The following is a 22,367-nucleotide window of genomic DNA, read 5'->3' as shown; positions in this document are numbered from 1 at the left end:
TTCTCATTCACTTCCTTTTTGTTTTATGTTATGTTATTTATAATTCATTCTGCATGAACAACTGTTTATTTTAGGGGGACAAAACGATGTTAAGAAAATTTGGCCTTTTACCTAGAATTATTACGGCTATTATATTAGGAATATTGATTGGCAGTATTTCACCGCAATGGCTTATTAAAATATTTTCTACGTTTAACGGAATTTTTGGAAACTTTTTAGGGTTTGTTATCCCGCTTATTATCATCGGCTTTATTGCTCCTGGCATTGCCGAAATGGGAAAAGGTGCGGGAAAAATGCTGGGAATAACAACATTAATTGCCTATGGATCTACCATTACGGCTGGATTGTTAGCTTTTGTTGCAGGTTTAGCATTCCTACCTTCATTTATCTCAGGATATCGGTTAGAAGAGATGGAAAATCCAGAGGAATTTTTACAGCAGCCATTTTTTCAAATTGATATGCCGCCTCTTATGGGGGTGATGAGTGCTTTACTTCTATCCTTCATTTTAGGGATTGGGATGGCTGTCATAAAGGGAGATGCTCTCCAACAAGTTTTTGTAAACTTTCGTCAGATCATTGAAAAACTAATATCCAAAGTCATTATTCCACTTCTTCCATTTCATATTTTCGGAATTTTTGCCAACATGACTTATGGTGGACAAGTAGCCTTTATTTTATCTGTCTTTGCAAAAGTATTTGCACTAATTATTGCTTTGCATATTACGATGCTCTTTATTCAATACGTAACAAGTGGGGCCATTGCTCGTAAAAATCCTTTGAAATTGTTAAAGGTCATGCTTCCTGCTTATTTTACAGCATTAGGAACACAATCGTCTGCAGCTACCATTCCGGTAACATTAAGACAAGTAAAACAAACTGGTGTTCAAGAAAAGGTTGCTGATTTTACAGTTCCATTATTAGCTACGATTCACTTATCTGGAAGTACGATTACACTCGTAAGCTGTGCAATGGGAGTTATATTGTTAAATGGACAAATGCCTGATTTCGCTTCTATTTTCCCATTTATCTTAATGTTAGGAATTACGATGATTGCTGCTCCTGGTGTACCAGGCGGAGCCGTTATGGCCTCTTTAGGTTTATTAGAATCTATGCTTGGATTTAATCAAACGATGCTTACACTTATGATTGCATTATATTTAGCTCAAGATAGCTTTGGTACCGCAACAAATGTTACAGGCGACGGGGCTTTAACCGTTTTAGTAAATAAAATTACCAAGAGCAAAAAAGAACAAGCACTATCGGCGTAGAAAAAACTCGGCTGTTATCAATGAAACAGCCGAGTTTTCCATTTTATTTAGTCTTAAAAGCTCCGTTTAATTCGTTGAATTTAAAGATATTAAATTATAAATAATAATCGTCTCATTTTTTGTCATGATCAGCTTTTCAATGATTCCCGTCCCGATGGAATCTCCTTCTACCGCTTTTCGGACCTCTAAAGGAATATCTAATGGATAAAGACGATAACCTTTTTTCACTAACTGAAATGTATTGTCTTTAATTCTTATTTCTTTTCCTTTTGTCACAATCATTGTATTGAATTCAAGCGGCATCCCCATCTTATTTTTCAGCCCCTTCGTATTCCATATATTTTTGGTTTTATCATAACATTTCTCATACTCATTCGGTAGTAGGAAAACTGTTTATTGATGATGCATCCATTTCGATAAATGATGAACAACTTGCCTATTTTCATGAGGAGGAAAATAATGATCGTAGTCACGAAAATACCAACTTTCTACTTGCTTTCCTAGCTCCTTTAACCTTTTCTCTAACCGATAAGCGTGATCAATGGAGACATTTTGATCTCGAACACCGTGAATAATGAGAGTAGGAGCGAAAATACGTTCTAATTCATATAATGGTGTTCTCCATGTATAACGGTTTGGATATTTGCTAGGGGTTCCTCCAATCACTCGTTTCATCATTCTTCTCAAGTCCTTACGTTCTACATAAGTTAGGAACATATCCGAGACTCCTCCCCACGTGACAATCGAACGAACATGTAAACAGTGTATGGCTGTTAATAACGCCATCACACCGCCCCGGGAAAAGCCAAAAACATGAACCCTTTTCGGGTGTACTTTCGGATGATTCTTTAATAATTGAAAAGCAGAGAAAGCATCGAATCGATCGAATCCAGCAAAATCTTCCTTTCCATCTCCACCTTGATTGCCGCGATAATAAGGAGCCATTACGACAAAACCTTCTGATGCAAATTGAACGATCCTTCCAGGACGAACCATCCCGACATTTTTGATGCCTCCACGCAAATATAAAAATCCATCAAATATTCCCGTTTGAATAGGTTCAGCTAATAACCCCTTTACTTTAAATCCTCCTGATAAATAGGTCACTTCATATAATCTAATGTTAGGATGAGGGGATGGAAATAATTTTTTTTCAACCATTTCACCATTCATCATAATGAACATCCTCCAAGTAACATAGGCATTCACACATTATTCCTTCTTTTCATACTTTATCTAATGTAATATCCTTTCACAACCTTTTCGATCCAATTGATTATGGAGGAGGAAATAAAATGAAAAAACCGTTTATATCCCTATGTCTTATATTCGCAATGTTTTTTACTCTCACTGCTTGTAATAGCCAAAAAGTCGAGAAAATCCGCTTAGCTGAAGTAACCCATTCAGTCTTTTATGCTCCATTATATGTAGCATTGGAAAAACAATTTTTCCATGAAGAAGGCTTAGATGTAGAGCTCAAGACGACATGGGGCGGCGATAAAACTATGACGGCCTTATTATCAGATGGAGCTGATATTGCTTTAGTCGGTTCCGAAACAACGATTTATGTACATGCACAAGGAGCCAGCGATCCCATCATTAACTTTGCACAACTGACGCAAACGGACGGAACTTTTTTAGTATCAAGAAAACCAATTGAAAATTTCCAATGGGAGATGTTAAAAGGAAGCACATTTTTAGGTCAGAGAAAAGGCGGTATGCCACAAATGGTTGGAGAATATGTCCTAAAAAAACATGGTATTGATCCACAGAAAGACTTAAATCTTATTCAAAATATCGACTATGCAAATATTTCTAACGCATTTGCTTCTGGAACCGGTGAATTTGTTCAACTATTTGAACCAACAGCAAGTATATTCGAAAAAGAAGGAAAGGGACATATTGTTGCATCCTTCGGTAAAGAATCTGGAAAAGTTCCATACACAACATTTATGGCGAAAGAAAGCTACTTAACAAACAATGAAGAAACGGTCGAAAAGTTTACAAGAGCCATTTATAAAGCTCAAAAATGGGTTGAAGAGCATACTGCAAAAGAGATTGCGGAAGTTGTCAAACCTCAATTTGAAGATACACCAATGGAAATACTTGAAACAGTCATTGAACGTTACAAATCACAAGGCTCCTATGCAACAGATCCAATTTTAGATGAACAAGAATGGAACAACCTTCAAAATATTATGGATGAAGCTGGAGAGCTCCCTGTCCGCGTAAACCATGAAACATTAGTGAACACAAAATTTGCGGAAAATCTATCAAAATAATAGGGAGGTAATGACGTGGCATTTTTAACTTTACACCATATCCATCATACTTATTTTACTAAAGACTCCGCAACTATTGCCTTAAAAGATATACATTTATTGATTGAGGAAGGAGAATTTATATCCTTCCTTGGCCCTAGTGGCTGTGGAAAAACGACGTTGCTCTCCATCGTTGCAGGACTCATTTCCCCTACAAAAGGAGATGTTTTCCTTCAAGGTAAACGCATTGATAAAGAAAGTTCATCAATTGGATACATGCTTCAACAAGATTATTTATTTCCTTGGAAAACGATTGAAGAAAACATTTTGATTGGACTAAAAATATTAAAACAGCTAAATGCCCAAACAAAACAACAAGCCAAAAAATTATTAGGAGAAATGGGACTGGAGGAATTCGAACATTATTATCCTCGACAACTTTCAGGAGGAATGAGACAGCGTGCAGCGCTTGTACGCACATTATCTACAAATCCAAAAATTCTTTTACTAGATGAACCATTTTCCGCTTTAGACTTTCAAACAAAACTAAAGCTAGAGGATCTAGTAGCAGAAACGATCAAAAAATACCGAAAAACTGTACTGTTAGTTACCCATGATATAGGGGAAGCCATTGCGATGAGTGATCGAATTGTTTTGCTATCCCCAAAACCTGGGAAAATCTATAAAATTTTGACTGTACCTGAAGTGCTTAGGATATTATCACCATTTCATACGAGACAACATTCAACGTTTTCACAGCTTTTTCAAACTATTTGGAAGGAGCTGGATCATCTTGAAACAAACCGATAAACAGATTGAGCTTCTTCATAAGAAGTATTTAAAAGGTCTAGAAAAGGAAAAACGATGGATCCGGTTATATCAGATTGTTATTTTTCTAACTTTCTTTTTCATTTGGGAATTCACTTCTTCACAAAAATGGATTGACCCATTGATTTTTAGCCCACCTTCTAAAATATGGGACCTTTTTTTGATGAAGCTTGGTGATGGCACATTATTGTCACACTTAAGTGTAACAGTTTTTGAAACGATTTTAGGATTTCTTTTAGGAACCCTTTTAGGTACAGTTTTAGCTGCCTTACTATGGTGGTTTCCAAAGTTATCAAAAGTTCTCGATCCATATCTAGTGGTGTTAAACGCGATGCCAAAAGTTGCGTTAGGGCCGATTTTAATTGTCGCATTAGGGCCGGGATTCACTTCTATCATTGCAATGGGAACCGTTATCTCGGTCATTATTACAACTATTGTCGTTTACACGTCTTTTAAAGAAGTCGATACAAATTTCATAAAAGTGCTGAAAACTTTTGGAGCCAAAAAGCACCAGCTTTTTAAAGAAGTGATTTTACCGGCTTCATTTCCAACTATTATATCCACCCTAAAAGTAAATGTCGGTCTTTCATGGGTGGGCGTAATTGTTGGTGAATTTCTTGTTTCTGGAAAAGGACTCGGCTATATGATTATTTATGGGTTTCAAGTGTTTAACTTTACACTTGTCCTTTTAAGTTTAATACTTATTGCATTTTTTGCTACGATTATGTATCAAGGTGTCGAGTGGTTAGAGAGGAAGTTAATGAAAAATGTGGATTAATTGTTGCTAAGGGCATGGTGGAGACGATTAACAATAAACGATCCACCATGCTTTTATTATATAAACTCGTCATATATGTTTAGGATGATGAGAAAATATCGTTTCTCTCTTCGATTTTTTTTAAGCTATATAATAGGACACCATCTTTCATAATAAAGCTAAAACGAGAATCGTGCTGAATGTCTTTTGGAAGACGATCAAATAAAACAGGCCCTTTCGTTTCATAATAGTTTTTTTTCTTTTTGATTTCCTTAATGTCGGCTACATAAATATTTTTTATGATCGTCTTTTCTTTTCCTAGCACTTTATACTGGCCTAAATATTCAATTCGTTGAATAATCCCGCCAGTTTCTTCAAATACTTCACGTTTAGCTGCTTCTAATGGCGTTTCTCCTTTTTCCACTTTTCCTCCTGGAAATTCAAAGCCACGATCACGATGATTTGTTAATAACCATTGATTGTTATATTGGCAAATAATCCACACATGCATAGGCGATGAAGAAAACGGATGATCTTGAAAGGACAAAATCACTTCATTTTGATAGTAATCAGTAAAACGGATCATGGTAATCCCTCTATTTCAGTTTGTTTCATTCACATCTTATCATACTGAAATGAGGTTGTGTATGTTATTGCGTATCATTCTCAATGCTAATAAGCCCTGTTGAACGAATATGCTCTTTTGCTTCTTCATCACCTAATCGGTAAATCATTTTAAAAATATCTTTATATAACGAATCGATTGCATCATTTTCTCGATCGTAATGATATTGTATATAAGGAACATGAGCCCGTAAAAAGTTTTGCCAACCTGTAGAATGTATTTGATCAAAATATTCCCTGAGTACTGTTATTTCTTCATCGTTCGCTTTAATTTTATAATCCCAAGGTGATGCTGTAGCTACTTGAGAAATTTCTCCGCTTCCAAGTGATATATAATATGTCTTTTTATGATCTGCCATTTTTAATCGCCCCCCTTATACGTTCTTTTTTGTTTTTCCCATAAAAAACCGGCATTATTCTTATTTTCATCTGCATGATCATGGCTTCTTTTGTCAAAATTTATATATATAAGTTGTAATAAAGAATTTCCGATTTTTTGTTTCTATTTGAAACTTTAACATTTTCGTCTTTTATGGAGTAAACGGTATTTTTAGACTGTCGGGTGAAGGCGTGACATAGCAAGCGTATCGCTTGCCTGACAGTCGAAAATCTATCGTATAGTAAAGCAACAATTTTTTAGAAAAGAGCCATATATAAACGATAAAAGGAGTTAAAGAGGGATGTACTGTTTAGAGCAACGATTAAAAAAGTTTATGGAAACGATGAGAGCAGACGAGGAAGATATGGATGCTCTCCTTATTTCATTTATGAATCAATTGGAAAAAGAAGAGCTTTTACACGAAATCGAAACGATGACATGTGAACAAATTCGTGAATTACTCTTTCCTTTTTTCAAAGAAAAAGTAATCGGCCTTTCCTCGATTTGAAATTTGAGAAAAGGCCGACTTTCTATTACTTATGACCAAGAAATGATTTTAACATCCAAATATGTTTTTCTAAGCTTTGATGAATTCCAAGCAACATATCTCCTGTTGCCTCATCATTTACTTCTTCTGCTAATTCCATACCTTTCGCTAAATCTTCTAGCATGGAGTTAAAGTCTTGGTATATAGATTCAACCATTTGCACATCTGATTCGTTTCCTTCTGCTTCCTTAATGGAAGAAATTTCTAAACATTCCTTCAATGTTCCAACAGGTTTTCCATTTAAAGATAACATTCGTTCCGCTAAATCATCAATGTAGCCTGCTGCTTCGTTATATAGTTCTTCAAATTTTTCATGTAATACAAAAAACTGTTGTCCTTTTACGTACCAGTGATAGTTATGTAATTTCATGTAAAGAACGGTCCAATCCGCAACTTGTTTATTAACAATTTCCAACAACTTTTCTTGTGACACTTTACATCCCTCCTAATGTTATTTCAATAATAAAGTACCCCGATGAAACCTATTTAAAACTTACTAATGACAAAATGTGAATTTTTAATCATTTACTATTTAACCATAAAATATCACTTTAATCTTATTTATTAATCATGGAAGTATGAACATTCATCATCAAAATGAATGATTTAATACATTTCAGTATGAAAATTCCTAGAATAAAGTTCATAGGATTCAACTTTGTTGAACCCTCTTTTAGATCATTTATGCGAATACTATTTCTAAATCGTCTTTGCTTTGCTCTAGCCAGAAGCGCATTAATCGTTTAGCTCCTTCTAAATCATGAAGTTTTGCTTGACCGCATTGACGTTCATTAGCAGCTGGAACCTCTGTTGCTTCTACCGCTTCTTTCATCGTATCTTCTAATAAATCAATAATTTCACGGACAGTTGGTTCTCCGCTTACAACAAGATAAAAGCCTGTTTGACAGCCCATTGGTGAAACATCAATAATGTCAAAATGATCATATTTTTCTGCATGCTTACGAATGGTAAAAGCTAGTAAATGCTCAAGTGTATGAATGGCATCAGGCTTCATCGCTTGTTTATTAGGCTGACAAAAACGAATATCAAATTTATTGACAACCCCATCGCTACCAACTTTGTGAACTCCACAATGGCGTACGTAAGGTGCTTTTACTGCATTATGATCTAATTCAAAGCTTTCTACAGAAGGCATTTTATCACTCCTTTTTATAAGTCCTTTCGTTATTGTATCATACAATAAAACCCGTGATCATTCATTAATTTTGTTCGATTCGTTTTTGTGTTTTTCCTCTTTATTTCTGTTAAAATAAGAACTAAAATAAAATAGGTGAGTCATATGAAGCAAATACTTATTGGACTTATACGATTTTACCAAAAATTCATTTCTCCCTTAAAACCGCCAACTTGTCGCTTTTATCCTACATGTTCACATTATGGTATTGAAGCCATTCAGCGTTTTGGACCTATCAAAGGAGGTTGGCTAACAATAAAAAGAATTTTAAAATGCCATCCTTTTCATCCAGGCGGTATCGATCCAGTTCCTGACGAAAATCATAGAAAAAAATAATGATTTTTCTATTGTATTTTATATTGAATTTTTATACTATATAAATCGAAATGATTTTGATTTATTTTTTTGGATTTAAATCGTAATTATTACGAAATAATAGTGGAAGGAGCTTCATAATGAAAAAGAAACTTTCTTTACTGTTATCCTTTTGGTTCATCACGATGATTATCATTGTCGGATGTTCAAGTAATACAGCAAGCAATGGAGAAAAAGTTGAAAATAGCAAAGAAGATCAACTGATTATTTATACAACAATTTTCCCATTACAAGATTTCACAAAAAAAATTGGTGGCAATCATGTTTTAGTTGAAAGTGTATTCCCTCCAAATGCTGATGCACACACTTATGAACCGACAACGAAACAAATGGTCAAAATGGCTGAAGCAGATTTATTTATATATACTGGTATAGGTTTAGAAGGATTTGCTGAAAAAGCTCATGAAACGTTAGAGACTGAAAATGTAAAAGTAATAAAAGCAAGTGAAGGGATTGAATTGATTAAATCAAACGATGAAGATGAGGATGAACACGCAGACAAACACGAGGATGAACATACACATCTTGATGACTTAGACCCACACGTTTGGCTCGATCCAGTTCTTGCCGTACAACTTGCTGAAAATATTAAAAATGCATTAGTTGAATTAAAGCCAGAAACAAGAAAGGATTTTGAAGAAAACTTTGAACAATTAAAAGAACAACTAAACGATTTAGACCAACAATTTAAAGATGTTGTTCAAAATGCGGAACGTTCGGAAATAATCGTTTCTCATGCAGCTTACGGATATTGGGAGAACCGTTATGGAATTCAACAAATTAGCATTTCAGGACTTTCACCGACTAATGAGCCTTCCCAAAAGGAATTAGCGGAAATTATTGAATTTGCACAGAAACACAATTTAAAATATGTCATATTTGAACAAAACGTTTCCAACAATATCGCTAATATTGTTCAATCAGAACTTGGAGCTGAAGCATTAACTCTACACAACTTAGAATCCATAACAGAAGAAGAAACGAAAAATGGTGAAGACTACTTCAGCCTTATGAAGCAAAACCTTGAGACATTAAAAAAAGCATTAGGTAGATAATAAAAGCAATGGGTTTATGCCCATTGTTTTTATTTTGCATAAAAAAATCGAAGAAAGAGAAGATAACATTTGTATTGTGGAACGCTTTAATGACGAGGAGGATCAAAAATGGAAAGCTTAATTACCGCTTTTCAAAAAGAATTGCACACAGCTAATGAACAAGCCTTTCAATCCTACATACAATCGTTTTTAAATATTTGGAGCTATGAGTACAATTCTTTTGATGAAATTCCGTTTGAAGTGAGTAATCTGATCCACTTAAGTGATTATGATATTTTAACCGATCAAGAAATATAAATAAAGCAGTCAACTGAGTGTACTTTTCTGTCCAACATATGTCGAATACTGTCCAAATTATATCCTATACTGTCCAAACTTCATCCTTTACAGTCTGAAATCTAGAAAATACTGTCCAATCATCAGGCGTTTTGATTAACCAATAATAACCAGTTGGGATGGCTCTATTTCTAGCTTTTCTGCCGAAGTCGGCAAGCGAATCGCTTGCCGACTGGGCATGCTATACGCATGCCCTTCTCGAACAATGAACGCTTTTCGGGCAAATGAATTTGCCCGCTGGCGTTCTTGTTCGAGGTATGTGGCAGAAAAGCTTGTGTTCAGCCATACGATTCTGTATGTTTAAGTAAAATAATGGATAATCAACACTTGTGTCCAATCATATGAATAATAAAAAAGAAGTCCTTCCATTAAGGACTTCCTTTACCTTTTTTTTACTTGAACTCGAACATTTTTTTGTGCAAACCATTTTCCTAATAACCCATGTGAAGGGGAGAAGATAAATGCAAGTGCAAATAAAATTCCTGTTGCTGTTGCCATAGCACCTGAAATCGAAACATTGAAAAAGCTCGCACTGTAATAACCGATAAACGCGGAAAGAACGCCAATTGCCACACTCATCCATAACATATGAATGAGCCGATCTGTCAGTAAATAAGCCGTTGCAGCTGGAACGATGATCATAGCAACCACTAATATTGCGCCGACACTATCAAAAGAAGCAACGGTTGTAAGTGAGAGCATCGTCATTTGTAAATAGTGAAAAAAGGTAACGGGTATACCAAGAGCGAGCGCCATTTCCGGATCGAATGCTGAAATTTTAAATTCTTTATAAAATAAAATAGTCAGGATTAAATTGATGGTTAAGACAAAGCCGAGCATCCAAACCGATTTCGGACCTAAATCCACCCCATTTATTTCAAGTGTATCCCATGGAACGAAAGCAATTTCCCCCATGAGTGCATGCTCCACATCTAGATGCACATTTCCACCGTAAAGAGATAATAAAATAACCCCAATAGCAAATAAGAATGTGAAAACGACACCAATTGCCGCATCAGATTGAACACCTTTGTTGCTTAATAATTGGACAAAAAGTGTTGTTAAAAGCCCAACAATTCCAGCACCGATGAGCATGTAAATCCCACTTAGGGAGTGACTGATAAAATAAGCTCCGACAATCCCAAGTAGAACACTATGGCTAATCGCATCTGAAAGCATGGCCATCTTTCTTAATACTAAAAAAGTACCGATCAAACCACAGCTAGCTCCAACTAAAGATGCTGTTAATAAGATCCAAGCCTCATAGCTCATGAATATACACCTTCTTCTTATGTGTCCGTAAAGAATTCGGGACAAGTAATGGTTTTCGCTCATGTAATTCCATTAATTCATAGAGCCGCTTTTTTTCTCCTTCTGTTAACATATCTAGCGAAAACTCTTGTTGGCTAAGGGCCCCTTGAAATTCAAGCTCGTGCATTAAATACGTTTCATATAATCGATGATGCAATACTAAATTATACGCAGCTTCTAGACCTTCATCTGTTAAAGAAACCATGCCATCCTCAACTTGAATATGCCCTTTATTCGAAAGCTCTTTGATGACATACTGTTGTAAGCTTTTTGCGATTTTTCTTTTTTCGAATACTTCAATTTCCGTAAATGAATCTTCAAAACGAGATTGTTCACTTAAGTCATATAAAGAGAGTAAAAACTGATCCATTGCTGTTTTCTTACGAAGCTTCATATGCTTCATAAAGGCTTGAAGCAAACCTTTTTTTGGTCCAAATATTAAAGAAATGATAAAAATACTTGTTGCTGCTACAATGATCAGCGGGCCTGTCGGCAGCCCTTTTGTTGTTGTACTAATTAACGTACCAACACCTCCGGAAAATGCACCAATCAATCCAGCGATAATAATCATAAAGCTTAGTCGATCCGTCCAATATCTCGCTGCAATCGCTGGAGTGATTAACATAGCAGCCATTAGGACAACTCCGACCGTTTGAAGACCAATCACGACAGAAAGAACAATCATGATAATTAATAGGTTATCAAACCATTTGACTGGGAGCCCAATCCCTTTCGCAAATGATGGATCAAATGTTACGATTTTAAATTCTTTATAAAATAACGTTGTGAAAAATAGTAGGATCACCGAAATGGCTGAAATAAGGATCACGTCTGATCTAACAAGGGATGCAGCTTGCCCGAATATAAAGTCATCTAATCCACTTTTATTTCCAGTACTTTCATTTTGAATATATGTTAACAACACAATCCCAAACCCGAAGAAGACAGAAAGGACGATTCCGATCGCAGCATCTTCTTTTATGCGAGATTTCTCCACAATCATATGGATAAGCCATGTTGAAATGAAACCCGAAATGGAAGCTCCTAAAATAAACCAAAATAATGATTTACTTCCATAGAGTATAAAGGCGATGCACACACCAGGTAAGGCGGCGTGTGCCATAGCATCGCCAATCAAACTTTGCTTTCTTAGCAGAGCATAGCTCCCTAATACGCCGCTAGCTAATCCTAACAAGATCGTCCCGAATAACACCCATTGTGTGTTTGGATCTTGAAACTGCAATATAAATTCTTTCATCTTGATCCACTCCTACTTTTCTCTCGCTAGCGCTGGACGTTCTTTGAGAAATGCTAACTTTCCACCATATGTTTTCTGCAAGTTGTCAAGATTAAACACTTCTTCCGTTTTTCCATATGCAATGACTCTCATATTTAAAAGAAGAACCCAATCAAAATATTCTTTGACCGTTTGTAAATCATGGTGGACAACTAGCACTGTCTTTCCACGCTCTTTTAGTTCATTTAATAGAGTGATAATGGCTTTTTCTGTAGCAGCGTCCACTCCAACAAATGGTTCATCCATGAAATAAAGGTCAGCATCTTGTGCCAAGGCCCTTGCTAAAAAGACACGCTGCTGTTGGCCGCCTGAAAGCTGACTAATTTGTCGGTCAGCATATTCAAGCATTCCAACTTTTTGTAAACAGGCTTTCGCTATCTCGATATCTTCTTTTTTCGGTCTTTTCATCCATCCGATATGTCCATATCTCCCCATCGTTACAACATCTAAAGCATTTGTTGGGAAATCCCAATCAACGGTTCCTCGTTGTGGTACATACCCTATACGTTTAATTTGTTTTTTATAAGTACTGCCGAAAAACTCAATTGTACCAGAAGCTTTTGGAACTAAACCTAATATCGTTTTAATTAAGGTTGACTTTCCTGCACCGTTTGGACCAATGATGCCAATAAGCTTTCCTTCTGGAACGGTAAAGCTTACTTCATGAAGTACTGGTTTTTTATGATAGGCGACCGTAATATTTTCAACTGAAAGGGGATGCACCATTTTCATTACCTCCTATTTTAATGCTGAGACAATGGTTTCCATATTGTGCTCAAACATTCCGATATACGTTCCTTCCTTCGTTCCTTCTTCTCCCATCGCATCAGAGAACAATTCTCCACCAATTTCAACCTCATGACCTCTTTCTTTTGCCCCTTCAACAACAGCATTAATGGATTTTTCTGAAATACTGCTTTCGATAAAGACTGCTTTTATATTTCGCTCAACCAATAAGTCAATTAAGCTTTGTACATCCTTTAATCCGTATTCAGAATCTGTACTAAGTCCTTGTAATCCTTCTACTTCAAAGCCAAAAGAACGGCCGAAATAGGCAAATGCATCATGAGCGGTTACTAATACCCGACTATTTTCATCAATTTCTTCTATTTTTTTTCGTGATTCTTCATAAAGCTTATCTAATTGCTGTTTATATTCTTCTGCATTTTGTTTAAACTCTTTTTCATGCTTTGGATCAAGAGAAGACAACTCATTTGCAACAGTATCCACTGCGTATTTCCAAAGTTCAATATCAAACCATACATGTGGGTCATGGGCATTTGGATTTTGAGGGTCTGTAATGAGCTTTTCCTCCGGGATGTCCCTTGTTACAGCTACCGTCGGACGCTGTTCAGACATTTTTTCTAATACTTCCCCCATCTTCCCTTCAAGATGTAAGCCATTGTAAAAAATAATATCTGCTTTTTGCAACTTTTTAATATCACCTTGGGAGGCTTTATAAAGATGCGGGTCAACTCCAGGGCCCATTAACGATTCCGTTTGAACATAGTCTGTTCCAACATTTTTTACGATATCTTCTATTTGAGCAATCGTCGTTGTCACATAAATTTTATCTTTACCTTCACTTGTTGATGGATCTTTCCCACATGCTGTCAACATTAAAAAGAAAATACCGATCACGATCGCGAATAACCAGTTTTTCATAAAACTCCTCCTTTTTCCTTCTCCACATTTTTTGACCTAAGTAAACTTTAATGGTAAAAAAATATATTCAGCCATGTTCTAAAAAATTTTCAAAATATAAATTAACGACAAAAAGTTGTGTACATACAAAAAAATAACCTTAAACAAACTTATTTGTCAACTACAAAAAATCGACATGAGTAATTTATCATATGTTTTCCTCAAAACATTGCTACCAACATTAGTTATGATCAACATCATCTTTAAATAAAAAAAACCAGCGATTATGCTGGTCAAAACGCTGGAAGGGAAAGTATTGCTTGCCCCTTTCTGCCTTTCACATTTAACATACCGAATTTATTCCGCCCATACAAATTCCATGTTTTTCGTTTTATTATTAAAAATGTCGTTGAAATTTAATTTTTTTCATAGGCATTTTTCGATTTTTCACGTTCTTTTCTTTTTGAAAATTTAATTTTTAAAGCATTAAAAATTTGATTTATTTTTTTAACTGCCCTAACTTTTGAAGTCGTCGGCATATCATTCTTATTTTTCATCCAACTTCTCTTTTAATTTTCTTCTTAATAGCTTTTTCGAAGCATTTCTCGGGAGCTCTTTTACCATTTTAAACCCTTTTGGGACTTTATATTTTGCAAGACGCTCCTCACAAAATGCCACTAGTTCCCGTTCAGAAATATTTTGACTACAGACGATAAACGCAAATGGGACTTGTCCCCATTTTTCATCCTTTTTTCCGATGACACCAGCATCAAGAATATTGGGATGGGAAAGAAGTACGGCTTCCACTTCTGCAGGATAAATATTTTCACCGCCTGAAACGATTAAATCGGAACGGCGGTCGAGCACATACAAAAACCCATCTCCGTCAAGGTAGCCTATATCCCCTGTATAAAACCAGCCATTACGAATGGATTTGCTCGTTGAATCCGATCGATTTAAATAGCCGATCGTCACATTCGGACCTTTAATCACAATTTCTCCCTCTTCATATGGACGGCACGTTTTTTCGTTTTGAACAATTTTGATTTCTACCGGGAAGAGTGGTTTTCCAGCAGAACCTAGTTTTGAAAAGCAATACTCGGGAGCAAGGGTGACCACTTGGGAGGCCGTTTCCGTCATGCCATATGTTTGGAAGACCGGGATTTCTTTTGCCTGACAAGCTTCCAATAGCGGCTTTGGAGCAGGACCACCGCCTAATAACATACAACGGAATGTACAAGGATAGCGCTCTTCTCCTAGCTCTTCGATCATCTGCTGTAGCATAGTACTGACAACAGAAGCAATCGTAGCATTTTGTTTTTTTATAGCTTCGTTCATCCTGTTGGCATTAAAGGAACGGTGTAAAATCACTCTTATCCCATAAATGACACTTCTAAATAAAATGGAAAGTCCGCTAATATGGAACAACGGTACAGCGAGAAGCCAACTATCATTTTCGCGCAATCCTAGATTTAACATTGAGCCAACTGCGCTCCACCAATGGTTCCCGTACGTTTGTTGAACCCCTTTAGGTTTTCCTGTAGTTCCCGATGTATACATAACCGTTGCAACATGTTGTAACGAAAAAGTTGTGACGATTTCCGTTTCTGATTCCTTCATGCTGCAAAGTTCTGTTGTATTGATGGTTTTAGTCTGACCTTTTATGAATCCTTGTAATTCATCATCACAAATCGTCCATTTCACTTTTGAATCATGAATTTGCCAAATCAACTCTTTTTCGGTTAATCTCGTATTAAAAAACACAATAATGGCACCAAGGTAAAGTAAAGCATGAATATTTAAAACCATCTCCAAGCTGTTTCGCATCAATAAACCGACATAATCATTTTGTCGAACTCCAATTGCTGCAAGCTGTCTTGCACGTCTCATAACCATTTCGTCTAATTTTGAGAATGTGATTTGTTCATTCCCATATGTAATAGCAATGCGATCAGGAGTTAGAAAAGCACGTTGTTTTAACCAGTTTGGCATCATTGTTGGATTGATCATTAGTTTTCCACCTCAAAAATTGGATACATAATGAAAACAGCTCGATGAAAAAACATCAAGCTGCTCAAAAAATTAAGGGAAACGTGGAAATTGTTTGAAATCAGGTTTCCGCTTTTCTTTAAATGCATCGCGACCTTCTTTCGCTTCATCTGTTGTATAGTATAGAAGTGTAGCGTCCCCTGCAAGCTGCTGTAATCCTGCTAGCCCGTCAGTATCTGCATTAAAGGCTGCTTTTAAAAAACGAATAGCTGTTGGACTTTTTTCAAGGATTTCCTCACACCATTTAACCGTTTCTTCTTCAAGCTGTTCTAAAGGAACAACCTTATTGACAAGACCCATTTCTAGTGCTTCTTGAGCTGTATATTGACGGCATAAATACCAAATTTCCCGTGCTTTTTTATGTCCGATAATACGGGCTAAATAACCAGCGCCATACCCAGCATCAAAGCTGCCTACTTTCGGACCAGTTTGCCCGAAGATTGCATTCTCAGAAGCGATCGTTAAGTCGCAGACGACGTGAAGAACATGTCCACCGCCAATGGCATAGCCGTTTACCATTGCAATAACAGGCTTCGGTATCACTCGGATTAAACGTTGTAAATCTAGTACATTCAAACGCGGGATTTGATCTTCGCCTACATAGCCGCCATGACCTCGTACTTTCTGGTCACCGCCAGAGCAAAACGCTTTATCACCAGCACCAGTTAAAATAATCACACCAATTTTTTCATCATCACGTGCATAAGCAAAGGCATCAATCATTTCTGCAACTGTTTTTGGTGTAAAAGCATTATGTACTTCAGGGCGATTCATTGTAATTTTGGCAATACCGTTATACGTTTCATAAATAATCTCATCATAGTCTCTTTCTTTCACCCATTCAATGGCCATTTTCATCCTCCTTCTGAATACGCTTTCTATCTTCATTTGCTCCAAAACTTTGTAGAAACTCACTTACTATTTTACCAAAAATTCTTGGTTGTTCCACATGAATTGCATGACCAGCACTTGGAACAATATGTGTTCTCGCAATTGGTATAAATCGTTCCATTTCCTTTGCAATTTGGCAAAATTTTTTGTCTAATTCTCCACATATGAGAAGCATAGGGGCAGAAATCCTTTGTAATGGCGCTCCCCACCAAGAAGGCTGAACGCCCGTTCCCATCCCTATTAAACTATTAGCGAGCCCGATCGGATTATTTTGCAGCCTTTGTTTTCTGATTTTTTCTTTGATTTTGGAAGGTAATATTTTTTGTGATTGGAAAAGAGGAATGTTTTCCCAATAATTCACGAACGTTTCCATTCCATTTTCCAGTATATAGTTGGCCAATTTTTCATCAGCCTTTTTTCTTTCTTCTCTCTCTGCTTCTGTTTTTAAACCTGGAGAACTGCTTTCTAGAATTAACGTTTTGATACACTGTGGGTATGTAATGGCAAATGATAAGGCAACCCTTCCTCCCATTGAATAACCGACGAGATGAGTCTGTTCTATTTGTAATTTGCCCATCATTTCTCTTAAATCTTGAACGACTTCATCCATACGATATCGATTCATATCTAGTGGAGACTCCGTTTTTCCATGACCGATGAGATCAACGAAAATTAATTGATGATTAGGAAAAAATTTTTTACATACATACCATGTTGTCACATCACCTGTAAAACCATGTAAAAAAACAATCGGTTCTCCTTTTCCATATATTTCAACATGATAAAAAACATCTCGAACACAAATTTTCATATTCCCAACTCTTTCCTTATTTCCCTGGAAACAAATTGCATGATTTTTCGATGGGATTTGACGCGAGTATATCGCTCAGTTGGGATTTCGATAATATTAACTCCATTTTGATTCGTTCGTTTCAACTCACATGCAAGCTCATCCCATGACGATACTTTCACATAGTTTGCACCATAAAAAGCTGCAGCATGACGAAAATCAAGGTCAGTAGGCGTTCCGAAAAGTGCTTCAAAATGCTTTTTCTCATCAGCTTGAGGTAAAAAGGAAAAAATTCCGCCACCATTGTTATTTACTAATAAAATCGTTATATTTAATTGATGTAATTTTCCAGCTAATAATCCATTTAAATCATGGAAAAATGATAAGTCTCCAATCACTAAATAGGTAGGGAAGGAGCTTGCAGCCCCTATCCCCATTGCGGTTGAAACGACTCCGTCAATCCCATTTGCTCCTCTGTTTGCATAAATATGGATTTTTTTCTCGCTTGAATAGAAGAAAGTATCAATATCTCGAATCGGCATGCTATTGCCAACAACAAGATTACATTCTTCTGGAAGCCATTTTAATAAATCGATGTAGAGCTTTCCTTCAAACAAAGAATCGCTTTCATCAACCACACCATCTAATATTAAAGTCCGTGTTAAATCATTTGCTTTTTTCCAACGTAAATACCAAGCATCGTCTTCATTCTTTTCCAATCTTTTAACTAGTTCATCACAAAAATATTGTTCATCACAAAAAAGATGCTGTTCTGCTATTAACGTTGGATCCCGCCAGCCCCCACCGTGATCGACAATAATTTGTTCGGTGTGTGGTTGTTCCTTTAAAAACAAAAACAACGATTTGGAAACAGGCATTGCTCCAAAACGGAGAATCACATCTGGTTGCAAAGATGGATAAAGGTCACGGTCTTTCAAAATCGTGTCATAACCTTCTATAACATGTTCTTTGGAGTGTTCACCGAAACGAAGCTGTGATAATGGATCGGCTAAAATAGGATATTGAAGCTTTTCAGCTAATTGAATGACGCTTTTTGAAAAGGCTTCATGATACAGCTCTCCACATACGATAAGTCCTTTTTTTACAGTCTGTAATCGGTCGGCAATTCTTTGTATAGCTTCTTGATCAATTGTTGTCTGACTCGTGATCTCCATCACGTTTCTTTTTTGTTTAGCTTTTTCGACAACAGTGGATAAATCAGGAACAAGCGGCTCACGAAATGGCATGTTCATGTGAACAGGACCATTAGGATGCTTCCGTGATTCAAATACAGCATGAGAAACGATATTTTTTACATATTGAATGATACCCGGCTGACTTTCAGGCAGGGAGGCATCTACAAACCATTTGACATATTTCCCATACATGTTAATTTGATTGATCGCTTGAGGGGCTCCGACATCACGCAACTCATGAGGACGGTCAGCCGTTATAACGATCAGCGGAATTCTCGAATAATAAGCTTCTACAATGGCGGGGTAATAATTAGCAGTTGCTGTTCCAGATGTGCATAGCAAGGCAACAGGCTTTTTTTGCTTCTTGGCTAAACCAAGAGCAAAAAAGCCTGCTGAACGCTCGTCAATATTTAGATACACTTTCATATCTGGATGTTCGGACATGACTAAAGCAAGCGGTGTTGAACGAGAACCAGGGCTGATCACCGTTTGAACTACCCCTAAATCAATTAATTGTTGGACAAATGTTACGACATAGTTGGTCAAATCTTGATTATTCATCCTTTGTTCCCCCTAAGGCATATAGCATCGGTCCTAGTTTAATTTCTGTTTCCTTCCATTCTTCCTCAGGAATCGAATCTTGAACAATTCCACAGCCCGCAAACAAATAAGCCTGGCGATGATCGATGAGAGTTGAACGAATGGCGACAACAAATTCTCCATTGTCCTCTAAATCAATCCAACCAATTGGTGCAGCATACCATCCTCTCTCCATCGGTTCTTCATCGCGTATAAATTGGAGAGCTTCTTTTTTCGGATAACCACCGAGAGCAGGTGTCGGATGAAGCTTTTCCACTACATCCATTAGTGAGAATCCGTTCTTAATTTTTCCTTTAATCGGTGTGTATAAATGCTGGATATTTTGTGTTTTTAATAACGTCGGAGAATCCTTTGTTTCCACTTCATCACAACACTTTTCAAACGCATTTTTTATCATTCGAACAACGATTTCATGTTCAAGTAAGTTTTTTGGATCATGTAAAAGCTGTTCCCCTAAGAGATCATCTTCTATTTTATTTTTTCCTCGTTTTATAGATCCTGCTAAACATGTTGAAAACACTTGTATGCCTTTTTTTTTCACTAACCTTTCAGGAGTTGCGCCAACAAAGCACTTTTTACCCACTTCAAATGCAAACAAATAGCTAGTTGATAATGTTTTTTTTAGTTTGTTTAGCACTAAATTAATTGGAATCGGCTGATCAAAGGATAATAACACTTCCCTTGCTAGCACAACCTTTTCAAACCGATTAGCTTTAATTAGTTCTGTTGCTTTTTGTACCGTCTGCAGCCATTTTTCTTGGTAATAAATCTTTTTATCCTGTTGTGAAGGGTTTTTTTCTTTATATGGAATATAATTCCTTTTGAACATATTTTGATATGATTCAAAATGCTGAAAAAGCTCCTCCAGCTTATCATCACGGTGAACAATTTTATTGATCGTTAAATACATTTCTTCATCATGCTTGGTCACCATTAGACAAGGTAAATGAAAACGCGCCGACGAAAATTCACTCCATTTCGACGATTTGTTCTCTTTTTTCGGATCAAATGAAAATCCACCAAATAACATTGGTCCTGAACCATAATCTTTTTGACCAAAAACATGAGTGTAATGCTTCCATTCATTCCAAATCGCTTCAATCGTATAAAAACGATGAACGGAATCTTGATCGTTTGTTAACGTCATTTCAGTCCCAACACCACATAAAATAAAATTCTGTTCTGGTGTTGACCAAAAAAAACGCTTTCCTTTATGTAATGACGCAAATATTGAAAATATTTGTAGGGGATCCGTTTGCGCAACTTTCGTTACATAACTAAAAATAATCGGATGCTTCTTTTTTTTAGCTTCATTTAACACGTGTAAAATTTCATTTTTCAACGTTTCTTCTTTATGAAGTGTAATCACCAAAGACCCCCCTAAAACCGAAAAATAACTTTTTTTAAGATACACCTGTCCTAATCGAATGTCAATGATGATGAAAAATGTTCCATTGATTTTTGTACTTCTTTTATCCTTATTATATATCTTTCACTGAAAAGAATAAAAGATAGTGGATTCAATAGGAAGAATACGTTTCCTTCCTTCTAAAACTATTGATATAAATACAAAAATGGACAAGAAATGAGCATGGTAAAACAATATAGGATAAACTTTCAATACTTTTAAATCGTTTAAAATCATTGACACACTAAAAGCAATTATCTAGACTTAAGGTTGATATTCTATTCCCTTTGATTAAGGAGAGAACGATTATGCATCCTGAATCACAAACAACTCGAAATGTTTCAAGTTTAAAACCGAATGATGGGTGGAGAGTTTGGTGGATGCTTTTGCGGCCTCACACATTAACAGCTGCATTTGTACCTGTCATGATTGGTACGTTGCTTGCTTTGTTAGAAAATTCACTGCATATCGGCTTATTTTTAGCTATGTTATTAGCATCCATATTAATTCAATCGGCAACAAATATGTTTAACGAATATTTTGATTATAAACGAGGATTAGATACAAAAGAATCAGTGGGTATAGGCGGGGCAATTGTTCGAAATGGCATTAAGCCAAAAACGGTGTTATATTTAGGATTTTCGTTTTTTGGAATTTCTATTATATTAGGAGTATACATTTGCCTTTTATCCAGTTGGTGGATCGCTGTTGTCGGACTCATCTGTATGGCAGCCGGGTATTTTTATACTGGCGGACCTATTCCTATTGCTTATACACCATTTGGTGAACTTATGTCAGGATTTTTTATGGGCGTGATCATTATTCTCATCTCTTTCTTTATTCAAACTGGAACGATTACATTCACAACCGTTTTACATTCTATTCCAATCGCCATTACGATTGCGGCTATTTTACTTGCCAATAACATTCGCGATTTAGATGGAGATAAAAAAAATGGACGTAAAACATTAGCTATCTTAATCGGGCGTCAAAAGGCAATTACCCTACTAGCAGGGATGTTTATAACAGCTTATCTCTTTGTACTCTTCATGATTTTATTTGGATATACAACTTGGTGGAGTTTTCTTGTGTTATTAAGTATTCCGAAAGCTACATTTGCTGTGAAACAATTTATCGGAAAGACGAAGCCAATTGAAATGATGCCGGCAATGAAGGCTACAGCCGAAACGAATACACTGTTTGGATTTTTACTTTCGATTGGTTTAATCATACAATTTATTACCCTATAATATGATGTAAAAAAGTGTTTACCCTATTAGCGGTAAACGCTTTTTTCTTGTTTTTTCGTAATGAATATATTCCTTTCATACAATTGACGGAAAATTTTCTTAATATACTCATTTTTATAACAAATTTTATCATTGCCATCATTAAAAATGAGTTGTAATATGTTTATTGTTTGTATTTTTCAATACAACTATTTTCAAATTTTATTTTATTGAGCCAATTTCATAATTGCTCTTTTTAAAAATACAAAAACCTACAGAATTTCTTAATTGTATTTTTAAAAACAGAAATCATGCAGCTTGTTGCTG

At 36.1% G+C, this 22,367-nt stretch carries 25 protein-coding genes; 9 read left to right on the top strand and 16 right to left on the bottom strand.

Annotated features, from left to right (window positions below; all coding sequences use genetic code 11):
• The first annotated feature begins 86 nt into the window (after positions 1–86).
• Complete coding sequence (locus J2S06_RS00125; protein ID WP_044747110.1) at positions 87–1,268, top strand: dicarboxylate/amino acid:cation symporter; 1,182 nt, start codon at positions 87–89, stop codon at positions 1,266–1,268.
• A gap of 66 nt (positions 1,269–1,334) precedes the next feature.
• Here the strand turns inward: J2S06_RS00125 and J2S06_RS00120 are convergent, their stop codons facing one another.
• Together J2S06_RS00120 and J2S06_RS00115 are read right to left on the bottom strand one after the other, a co-directional pair.
• Positions 1,335–1,577, bottom strand: coding sequence for a DUF2584 domain-containing protein (locus tag J2S06_RS00120; RefSeq protein ID WP_044747109.1), 243 nt, complete (start codon positions 1,575–1,577; stop codon positions 1,335–1,337).
• Between the two features lie 84 nt (positions 1,578–1,661).
• Positions 1,662–2,444, bottom strand: a complete 783-nt coding sequence (locus J2S06_RS00115; RefSeq protein ID WP_044747108.1) for an alpha/beta hydrolase family protein — start codon at positions 2,442–2,444, stop codon at positions 1,662–1,664.
• 119 nt (positions 2,445–2,563) lie between these two features.
• Between J2S06_RS00115 and J2S06_RS00110 the strand changes: the two genes are divergently transcribed.
• Genes J2S06_RS00110 through J2S06_RS00100 form a run of 3 tightly spaced genes read left to right on the top strand, consistent with a single transcriptional unit; the run spans position 2,564 to position 5,135 of the window.
• On the top strand, positions 2,564–3,550 hold the full coding sequence (locus J2S06_RS00110; protein ID WP_419150894.1) for an ABC transporter substrate-binding protein: 987 nt from the start codon (positions 2,564–2,566) through the stop codon (positions 3,548–3,550).
• Positions 3,551–3,565: 15 nt separating this feature from the next.
• Positions 3,566–4,339: an ABC transporter ATP-binding protein gene (locus J2S06_RS00105; protein WP_044747106.1), complete on the top strand. Its 774-nt coding sequence runs from the start codon at positions 3,566–3,568 to the stop codon at positions 4,337–4,339.
• On the top strand, positions 4,323–5,135 hold the full coding sequence (locus J2S06_RS00100) for an ABC transporter permease (protein WP_419150893.1): 813 nt from the start codon (positions 4,323–4,325) through the stop codon (positions 5,133–5,135). Before J2S06_RS00105 ends, J2S06_RS00100 begins: the two co-directional genes overlap by 17 nt.
• Positions 5,136–5,214: 79 nt before the next feature.
• Here J2S06_RS00100 and ytkD read toward each other — a convergent pair whose 3' ends face one another.
• Both ytkD and J2S06_RS00090 read right to left on the bottom strand, forming a co-directional pair.
• Positions 5,215–5,700, bottom strand: a complete 486-nt coding sequence (gene ytkD / locus J2S06_RS00095) for an RNA deprotection pyrophosphohydrolase (RefSeq protein ID WP_044747104.1) — start codon at positions 5,698–5,700, stop codon at positions 5,215–5,217.
• A 64-nt stretch (positions 5,701–5,764) separates the two neighbouring features.
• Entirely contained in the window at positions 5,765–6,097 is a 333-nt protein-coding gene (locus J2S06_RS00090; RefSeq protein ID WP_044747103.1) for a hypothetical protein, read from the bottom strand.
• A gap of 321 nt (positions 6,098–6,418) precedes the next feature.
• On the opposite strand from J2S06_RS00090, the gene J2S06_RS00085 reads away from it, so the two are divergent.
• Positions 6,419–6,625, top strand: coding sequence for a hypothetical protein (locus J2S06_RS00085; protein WP_044747102.1), 207 nt, complete (start codon positions 6,419–6,421; stop codon positions 6,623–6,625).
• Between the two features lie 25 nt (positions 6,626–6,650).
• Here J2S06_RS00085 and J2S06_RS00080 read toward each other — a convergent pair whose 3' ends face one another.
• Both J2S06_RS00080 and J2S06_RS00075 read right to left on the bottom strand, forming a co-directional pair.
• Positions 6,651–7,097, bottom strand: a complete 447-nt coding sequence (locus tag J2S06_RS00080; RefSeq protein WP_268753002.1) for a Dps family protein — start codon at positions 7,095–7,097, stop codon at positions 6,651–6,653.
• 249 nt (positions 7,098–7,346) lie between these two features.
• Positions 7,347–7,820, bottom strand: a complete 474-nt coding sequence (locus tag J2S06_RS00075) for an S-ribosylhomocysteine lyase (protein ID WP_419150892.1) — start codon at positions 7,818–7,820, stop codon at positions 7,347–7,349.
• Between the two features lie 144 nt (positions 7,821–7,964).
• On the opposite strand from J2S06_RS00075, the gene yidD reads away from it, so the two are divergent.
• From yidD to J2S06_RS00060, 3 genes are all read left to right on the top strand, one after another.
• The gene (gene yidD, locus J2S06_RS00070) at positions 7,965–8,195 is read left to right on the top strand and encodes a membrane protein insertion efficiency factor YidD (protein ID WP_044747099.1); all 231 of its coding nucleotides are present in this window, start codon (positions 7,965–7,967) and stop codon (positions 8,193–8,195) included.
• 119 nt (positions 8,196–8,314) lie between these two features.
• On the top strand, positions 8,315–9,289 hold the full coding sequence (locus J2S06_RS00065; RefSeq protein ID WP_419150891.1) for a metal ABC transporter substrate-binding protein: 975 nt from the start codon (positions 8,315–8,317) through the stop codon (positions 9,287–9,289).
• A 108-nt stretch (positions 9,290–9,397) separates the two neighbouring features.
• Positions 9,398–9,586 carry a hypothetical protein gene (locus J2S06_RS00060; protein ID WP_419150890.1) on the top strand — a complete coding sequence of 63 codons (189 nt, stop codon included), beginning with the start codon at positions 9,398–9,400 and terminating at the stop codon, positions 9,584–9,586.
• Between the two features lie 420 nt (positions 9,587–10,006).
• On the opposite strand, the gene J2S06_RS00055 is transcribed toward J2S06_RS00060, so the two are convergent.
• The 10 genes from J2S06_RS00055 to J2S06_RS00010 form a co-directional block, all read right to left on the bottom strand.
• Positions 10,007–10,897 (bottom strand): metal ABC transporter permease, encoded by an 891-nt coding sequence (locus tag J2S06_RS00055; protein ID WP_419150889.1) that lies wholly within the window; start codon positions 10,895–10,897, stop codon positions 10,007–10,009.
• Positions 10,887–12,194: a metal ABC transporter permease gene (locus J2S06_RS00050; RefSeq protein ID WP_419150888.1), complete on the bottom strand. Its 1,308-nt coding sequence runs from the start codon at positions 12,192–12,194 to the stop codon at positions 10,887–10,889. The genes J2S06_RS00055 and J2S06_RS00050 overlap by 11 nt, the downstream gene beginning before the upstream one ends.
• A 12-nt stretch (positions 12,195–12,206) precedes the next feature.
• Complete coding sequence (locus tag J2S06_RS00045; RefSeq protein WP_419150887.1) at positions 12,207–12,959, bottom strand: metal ABC transporter ATP-binding protein; 753 nt, start codon at positions 12,957–12,959, stop codon at positions 12,207–12,209.
• Positions 12,960–12,971: 12 nt separating this feature from the next.
• Positions 12,972–13,898, bottom strand: coding sequence for a metal ABC transporter solute-binding protein, Zn/Mn family (locus J2S06_RS00040; RefSeq protein ID WP_419150886.1), 927 nt, complete (start codon positions 13,896–13,898; stop codon positions 12,972–12,974).
• Between the two features lie 395 nt (positions 13,899–14,293).
• Positions 14,294–14,434 carry a hypothetical protein gene (locus J2S06_RS00035; protein ID WP_419150885.1) on the bottom strand — a complete coding sequence of 47 codons (141 nt, stop codon included), beginning with the start codon at positions 14,432–14,434 and terminating at the stop codon, positions 14,294–14,296.
• On the bottom strand, positions 14,424–15,887 hold the full coding sequence (locus J2S06_RS00030) for an o-succinylbenzoate--CoA ligase (protein WP_419150884.1): 1,464 nt from the start codon (positions 15,885–15,887) through the stop codon (positions 14,424–14,426). The genes J2S06_RS00035 and J2S06_RS00030 overlap by 11 nt, the downstream gene beginning before the upstream one ends.
• Before the next feature lie 72 nt (positions 15,888–15,959).
• The gene (gene menB / locus J2S06_RS00025; protein ID WP_419150883.1) at positions 15,960–16,778 is read right to left on the bottom strand and encodes a 1,4-dihydroxy-2-naphthoyl-CoA synthase; all 819 of its coding nucleotides are present in this window, start codon (positions 16,776–16,778) and stop codon (positions 15,960–15,962) included.
• A complete protein-coding gene (menH, locus tag J2S06_RS00020; protein WP_419150881.1) occupies positions 16,768–17,628 on the bottom strand; it encodes a 2-succinyl-6-hydroxy-2,4-cyclohexadiene-1-carboxylate synthase in 861 nt (286 codons plus the stop codon). The genes menB and menH overlap by 11 nt, the downstream gene beginning before the upstream one ends.
• Entirely contained in the window at positions 17,625–19,364 is a 1,740-nt protein-coding gene (gene menD, locus J2S06_RS00015; RefSeq protein ID WP_419150880.1) for a 2-succinyl-5-enolpyruvyl-6-hydroxy-3-cyclohexene-1-carboxylic-acid synthase, read from the bottom strand. The genes menH and menD overlap by 4 nt, the downstream gene beginning before the upstream one ends.
• Positions 19,357–20,772: an isochorismate synthase gene (locus J2S06_RS00010; protein WP_419150878.1), complete on the bottom strand. Its 1,416-nt coding sequence runs from the start codon at positions 20,770–20,772 to the stop codon at positions 19,357–19,359. The genes menD and J2S06_RS00010 overlap by 8 nt, the downstream gene beginning before the upstream one ends.
• A gap of 347 nt (positions 20,773–21,119) precedes the next feature.
• Between J2S06_RS00010 and J2S06_RS00005 the strand changes: the two genes are divergently transcribed.
• Positions 21,120–22,061: a 1,4-dihydroxy-2-naphthoate polyprenyltransferase gene (locus J2S06_RS00005; protein ID WP_419150877.1), complete on the top strand. Its 942-nt coding sequence runs from the start codon at positions 21,120–21,122 to the stop codon at positions 22,059–22,061.
• Positions 22,062–22,367 lie beyond the last annotated feature (306 nt).

The sequence above is a fragment of the Bacillus alveayuensis genome (assembly GCA_030812955.1).
Lineage (GTDB): Bacteria > Bacillota > Bacilli > Bacillales > Aeribacillaceae > Bacillus_CB > Bacillus_CB alveayuensis.
The sequence above is the reverse complement of the archived record's forward strand: the minus strand, read 5'-3'. Positions and strand labels throughout refer to the sequence as shown.

What these genes read in the sequence shown, in the direction of transcription:
- J2S06_RS00125 (WP_044747110.1), top strand. Translation starts at nt 87, where the DNA reads ATGTTAAGAAAATTTGGCCTTTTACCTAGAATTATTACGGCTATTATA.
- J2S06_RS00120 (WP_044747109.1), bottom strand. Translation starts at nt 1,577, where the DNA reads ATGGGGATGCCGCTTGAATTCAATACAATGATTGTGACAAAAGGAAAA.
- J2S06_RS00115 (WP_044747108.1), bottom strand. Translation starts at nt 2,444, where the DNA reads ATGATGAATGGTGAAATGGTTGAAAAAAAATTATTTCCATCCCCTCAT.
- J2S06_RS00110 (WP_419150894.1), top strand. Translation starts at nt 2,564, where the DNA reads ATGAAAAAACCGTTTATATCCCTATGTCTTATATTCGCAATGTTTTTT.
- ytkD (WP_044747104.1), bottom strand. Translation starts at nt 5,700, where the DNA reads ATGATCCGTTTTACTGATTACTATCAAAATGAAGTGATTTTGTCCTTT.
- J2S06_RS00090 (WP_044747103.1), bottom strand. Translation starts at nt 6,097, where the DNA reads ATGGCAGATCATAAAAAGACATATTATATATCACTTGGAAGCGGAGAA.
- J2S06_RS00085 (WP_044747102.1), top strand. Translation starts at nt 6,419, where the DNA reads ATGTACTGTTTAGAGCAACGATTAAAAAAGTTTATGGAAACGATGAGA.
- J2S06_RS00075 (WP_419150892.1), bottom strand. Translation starts at nt 7,820, where the DNA reads ATGCCTTCTGTAGAAAGCTTTGAATTAGATCATAATGCAGTAAAAGCA.
- yidD (WP_044747099.1), top strand. Translation starts at nt 7,965, where the DNA reads ATGAAGCAAATACTTATTGGACTTATACGATTTTACCAAAAATTCATT.
- J2S06_RS00065 (WP_419150891.1), top strand. Translation starts at nt 8,315, where the DNA reads ATGAAAAAGAAACTTTCTTTACTGTTATCCTTTTGGTTCATCACGATG.
- J2S06_RS00060 (WP_419150890.1), top strand. Translation starts at nt 9,398, where the DNA reads ATGGAAAGCTTAATTACCGCTTTTCAAAAAGAATTGCACACAGCTAAT.
- J2S06_RS00055 (WP_419150889.1), bottom strand. Translation starts at nt 10,897, where the DNA reads ATGAGCTATGAGGCTTGGATCTTATTAACAGCATCTTTAGTTGGAGCT.
- J2S06_RS00050 (WP_419150888.1), bottom strand. Translation starts at nt 12,194, where the DNA reads ATGAAAGAATTTATATTGCAGTTTCAAGATCCAAACACACAATGGGTG.
- J2S06_RS00045 (WP_419150887.1), bottom strand. Translation starts at nt 12,959, where the DNA reads ATGGTGCATCCCCTTTCAGTTGAAAATATTACGGTCGCCTATCATAAA.
- J2S06_RS00040 (WP_419150886.1), bottom strand. Translation starts at nt 13,898, where the DNA reads ATGAAAAACTGGTTATTCGCGATCGTGATCGGTATTTTCTTTTTAATG.
- J2S06_RS00035 (WP_419150885.1), bottom strand. Translation starts at nt 14,434, where the DNA reads ATGAAAAATAAGAATGATATGCCGACGACTTCAAAAGTTAGGGCAGTT.
- J2S06_RS00030 (WP_419150884.1), bottom strand. Translation starts at nt 15,887, where the DNA reads ATGATCAATCCAACAATGATGCCAAACTGGTTAAAACAACGTGCTTTT.
- menB (WP_419150883.1), bottom strand. Translation starts at nt 16,778, where the DNA reads ATGGCCATTGAATGGGTGAAAGAAAGAGACTATGATGAGATTATTTAT.
- menH (WP_419150881.1), bottom strand. Translation starts at nt 17,628, where the DNA reads ATGAAAATTTGTGTTCGAGATGTTTTTTATCATGTTGAAATATATGGA.
- menD (WP_419150880.1), bottom strand. Translation starts at nt 19,364, where the DNA reads ATGAATAATCAAGATTTGACCAACTATGTCGTAACATTTGTCCAACAA.
- J2S06_RS00005 (WP_419150877.1), top strand. Translation starts at nt 21,120, where the DNA reads ATGCATCCTGAATCACAAACAACTCGAAATGTTTCAAGTTTAAAACCG.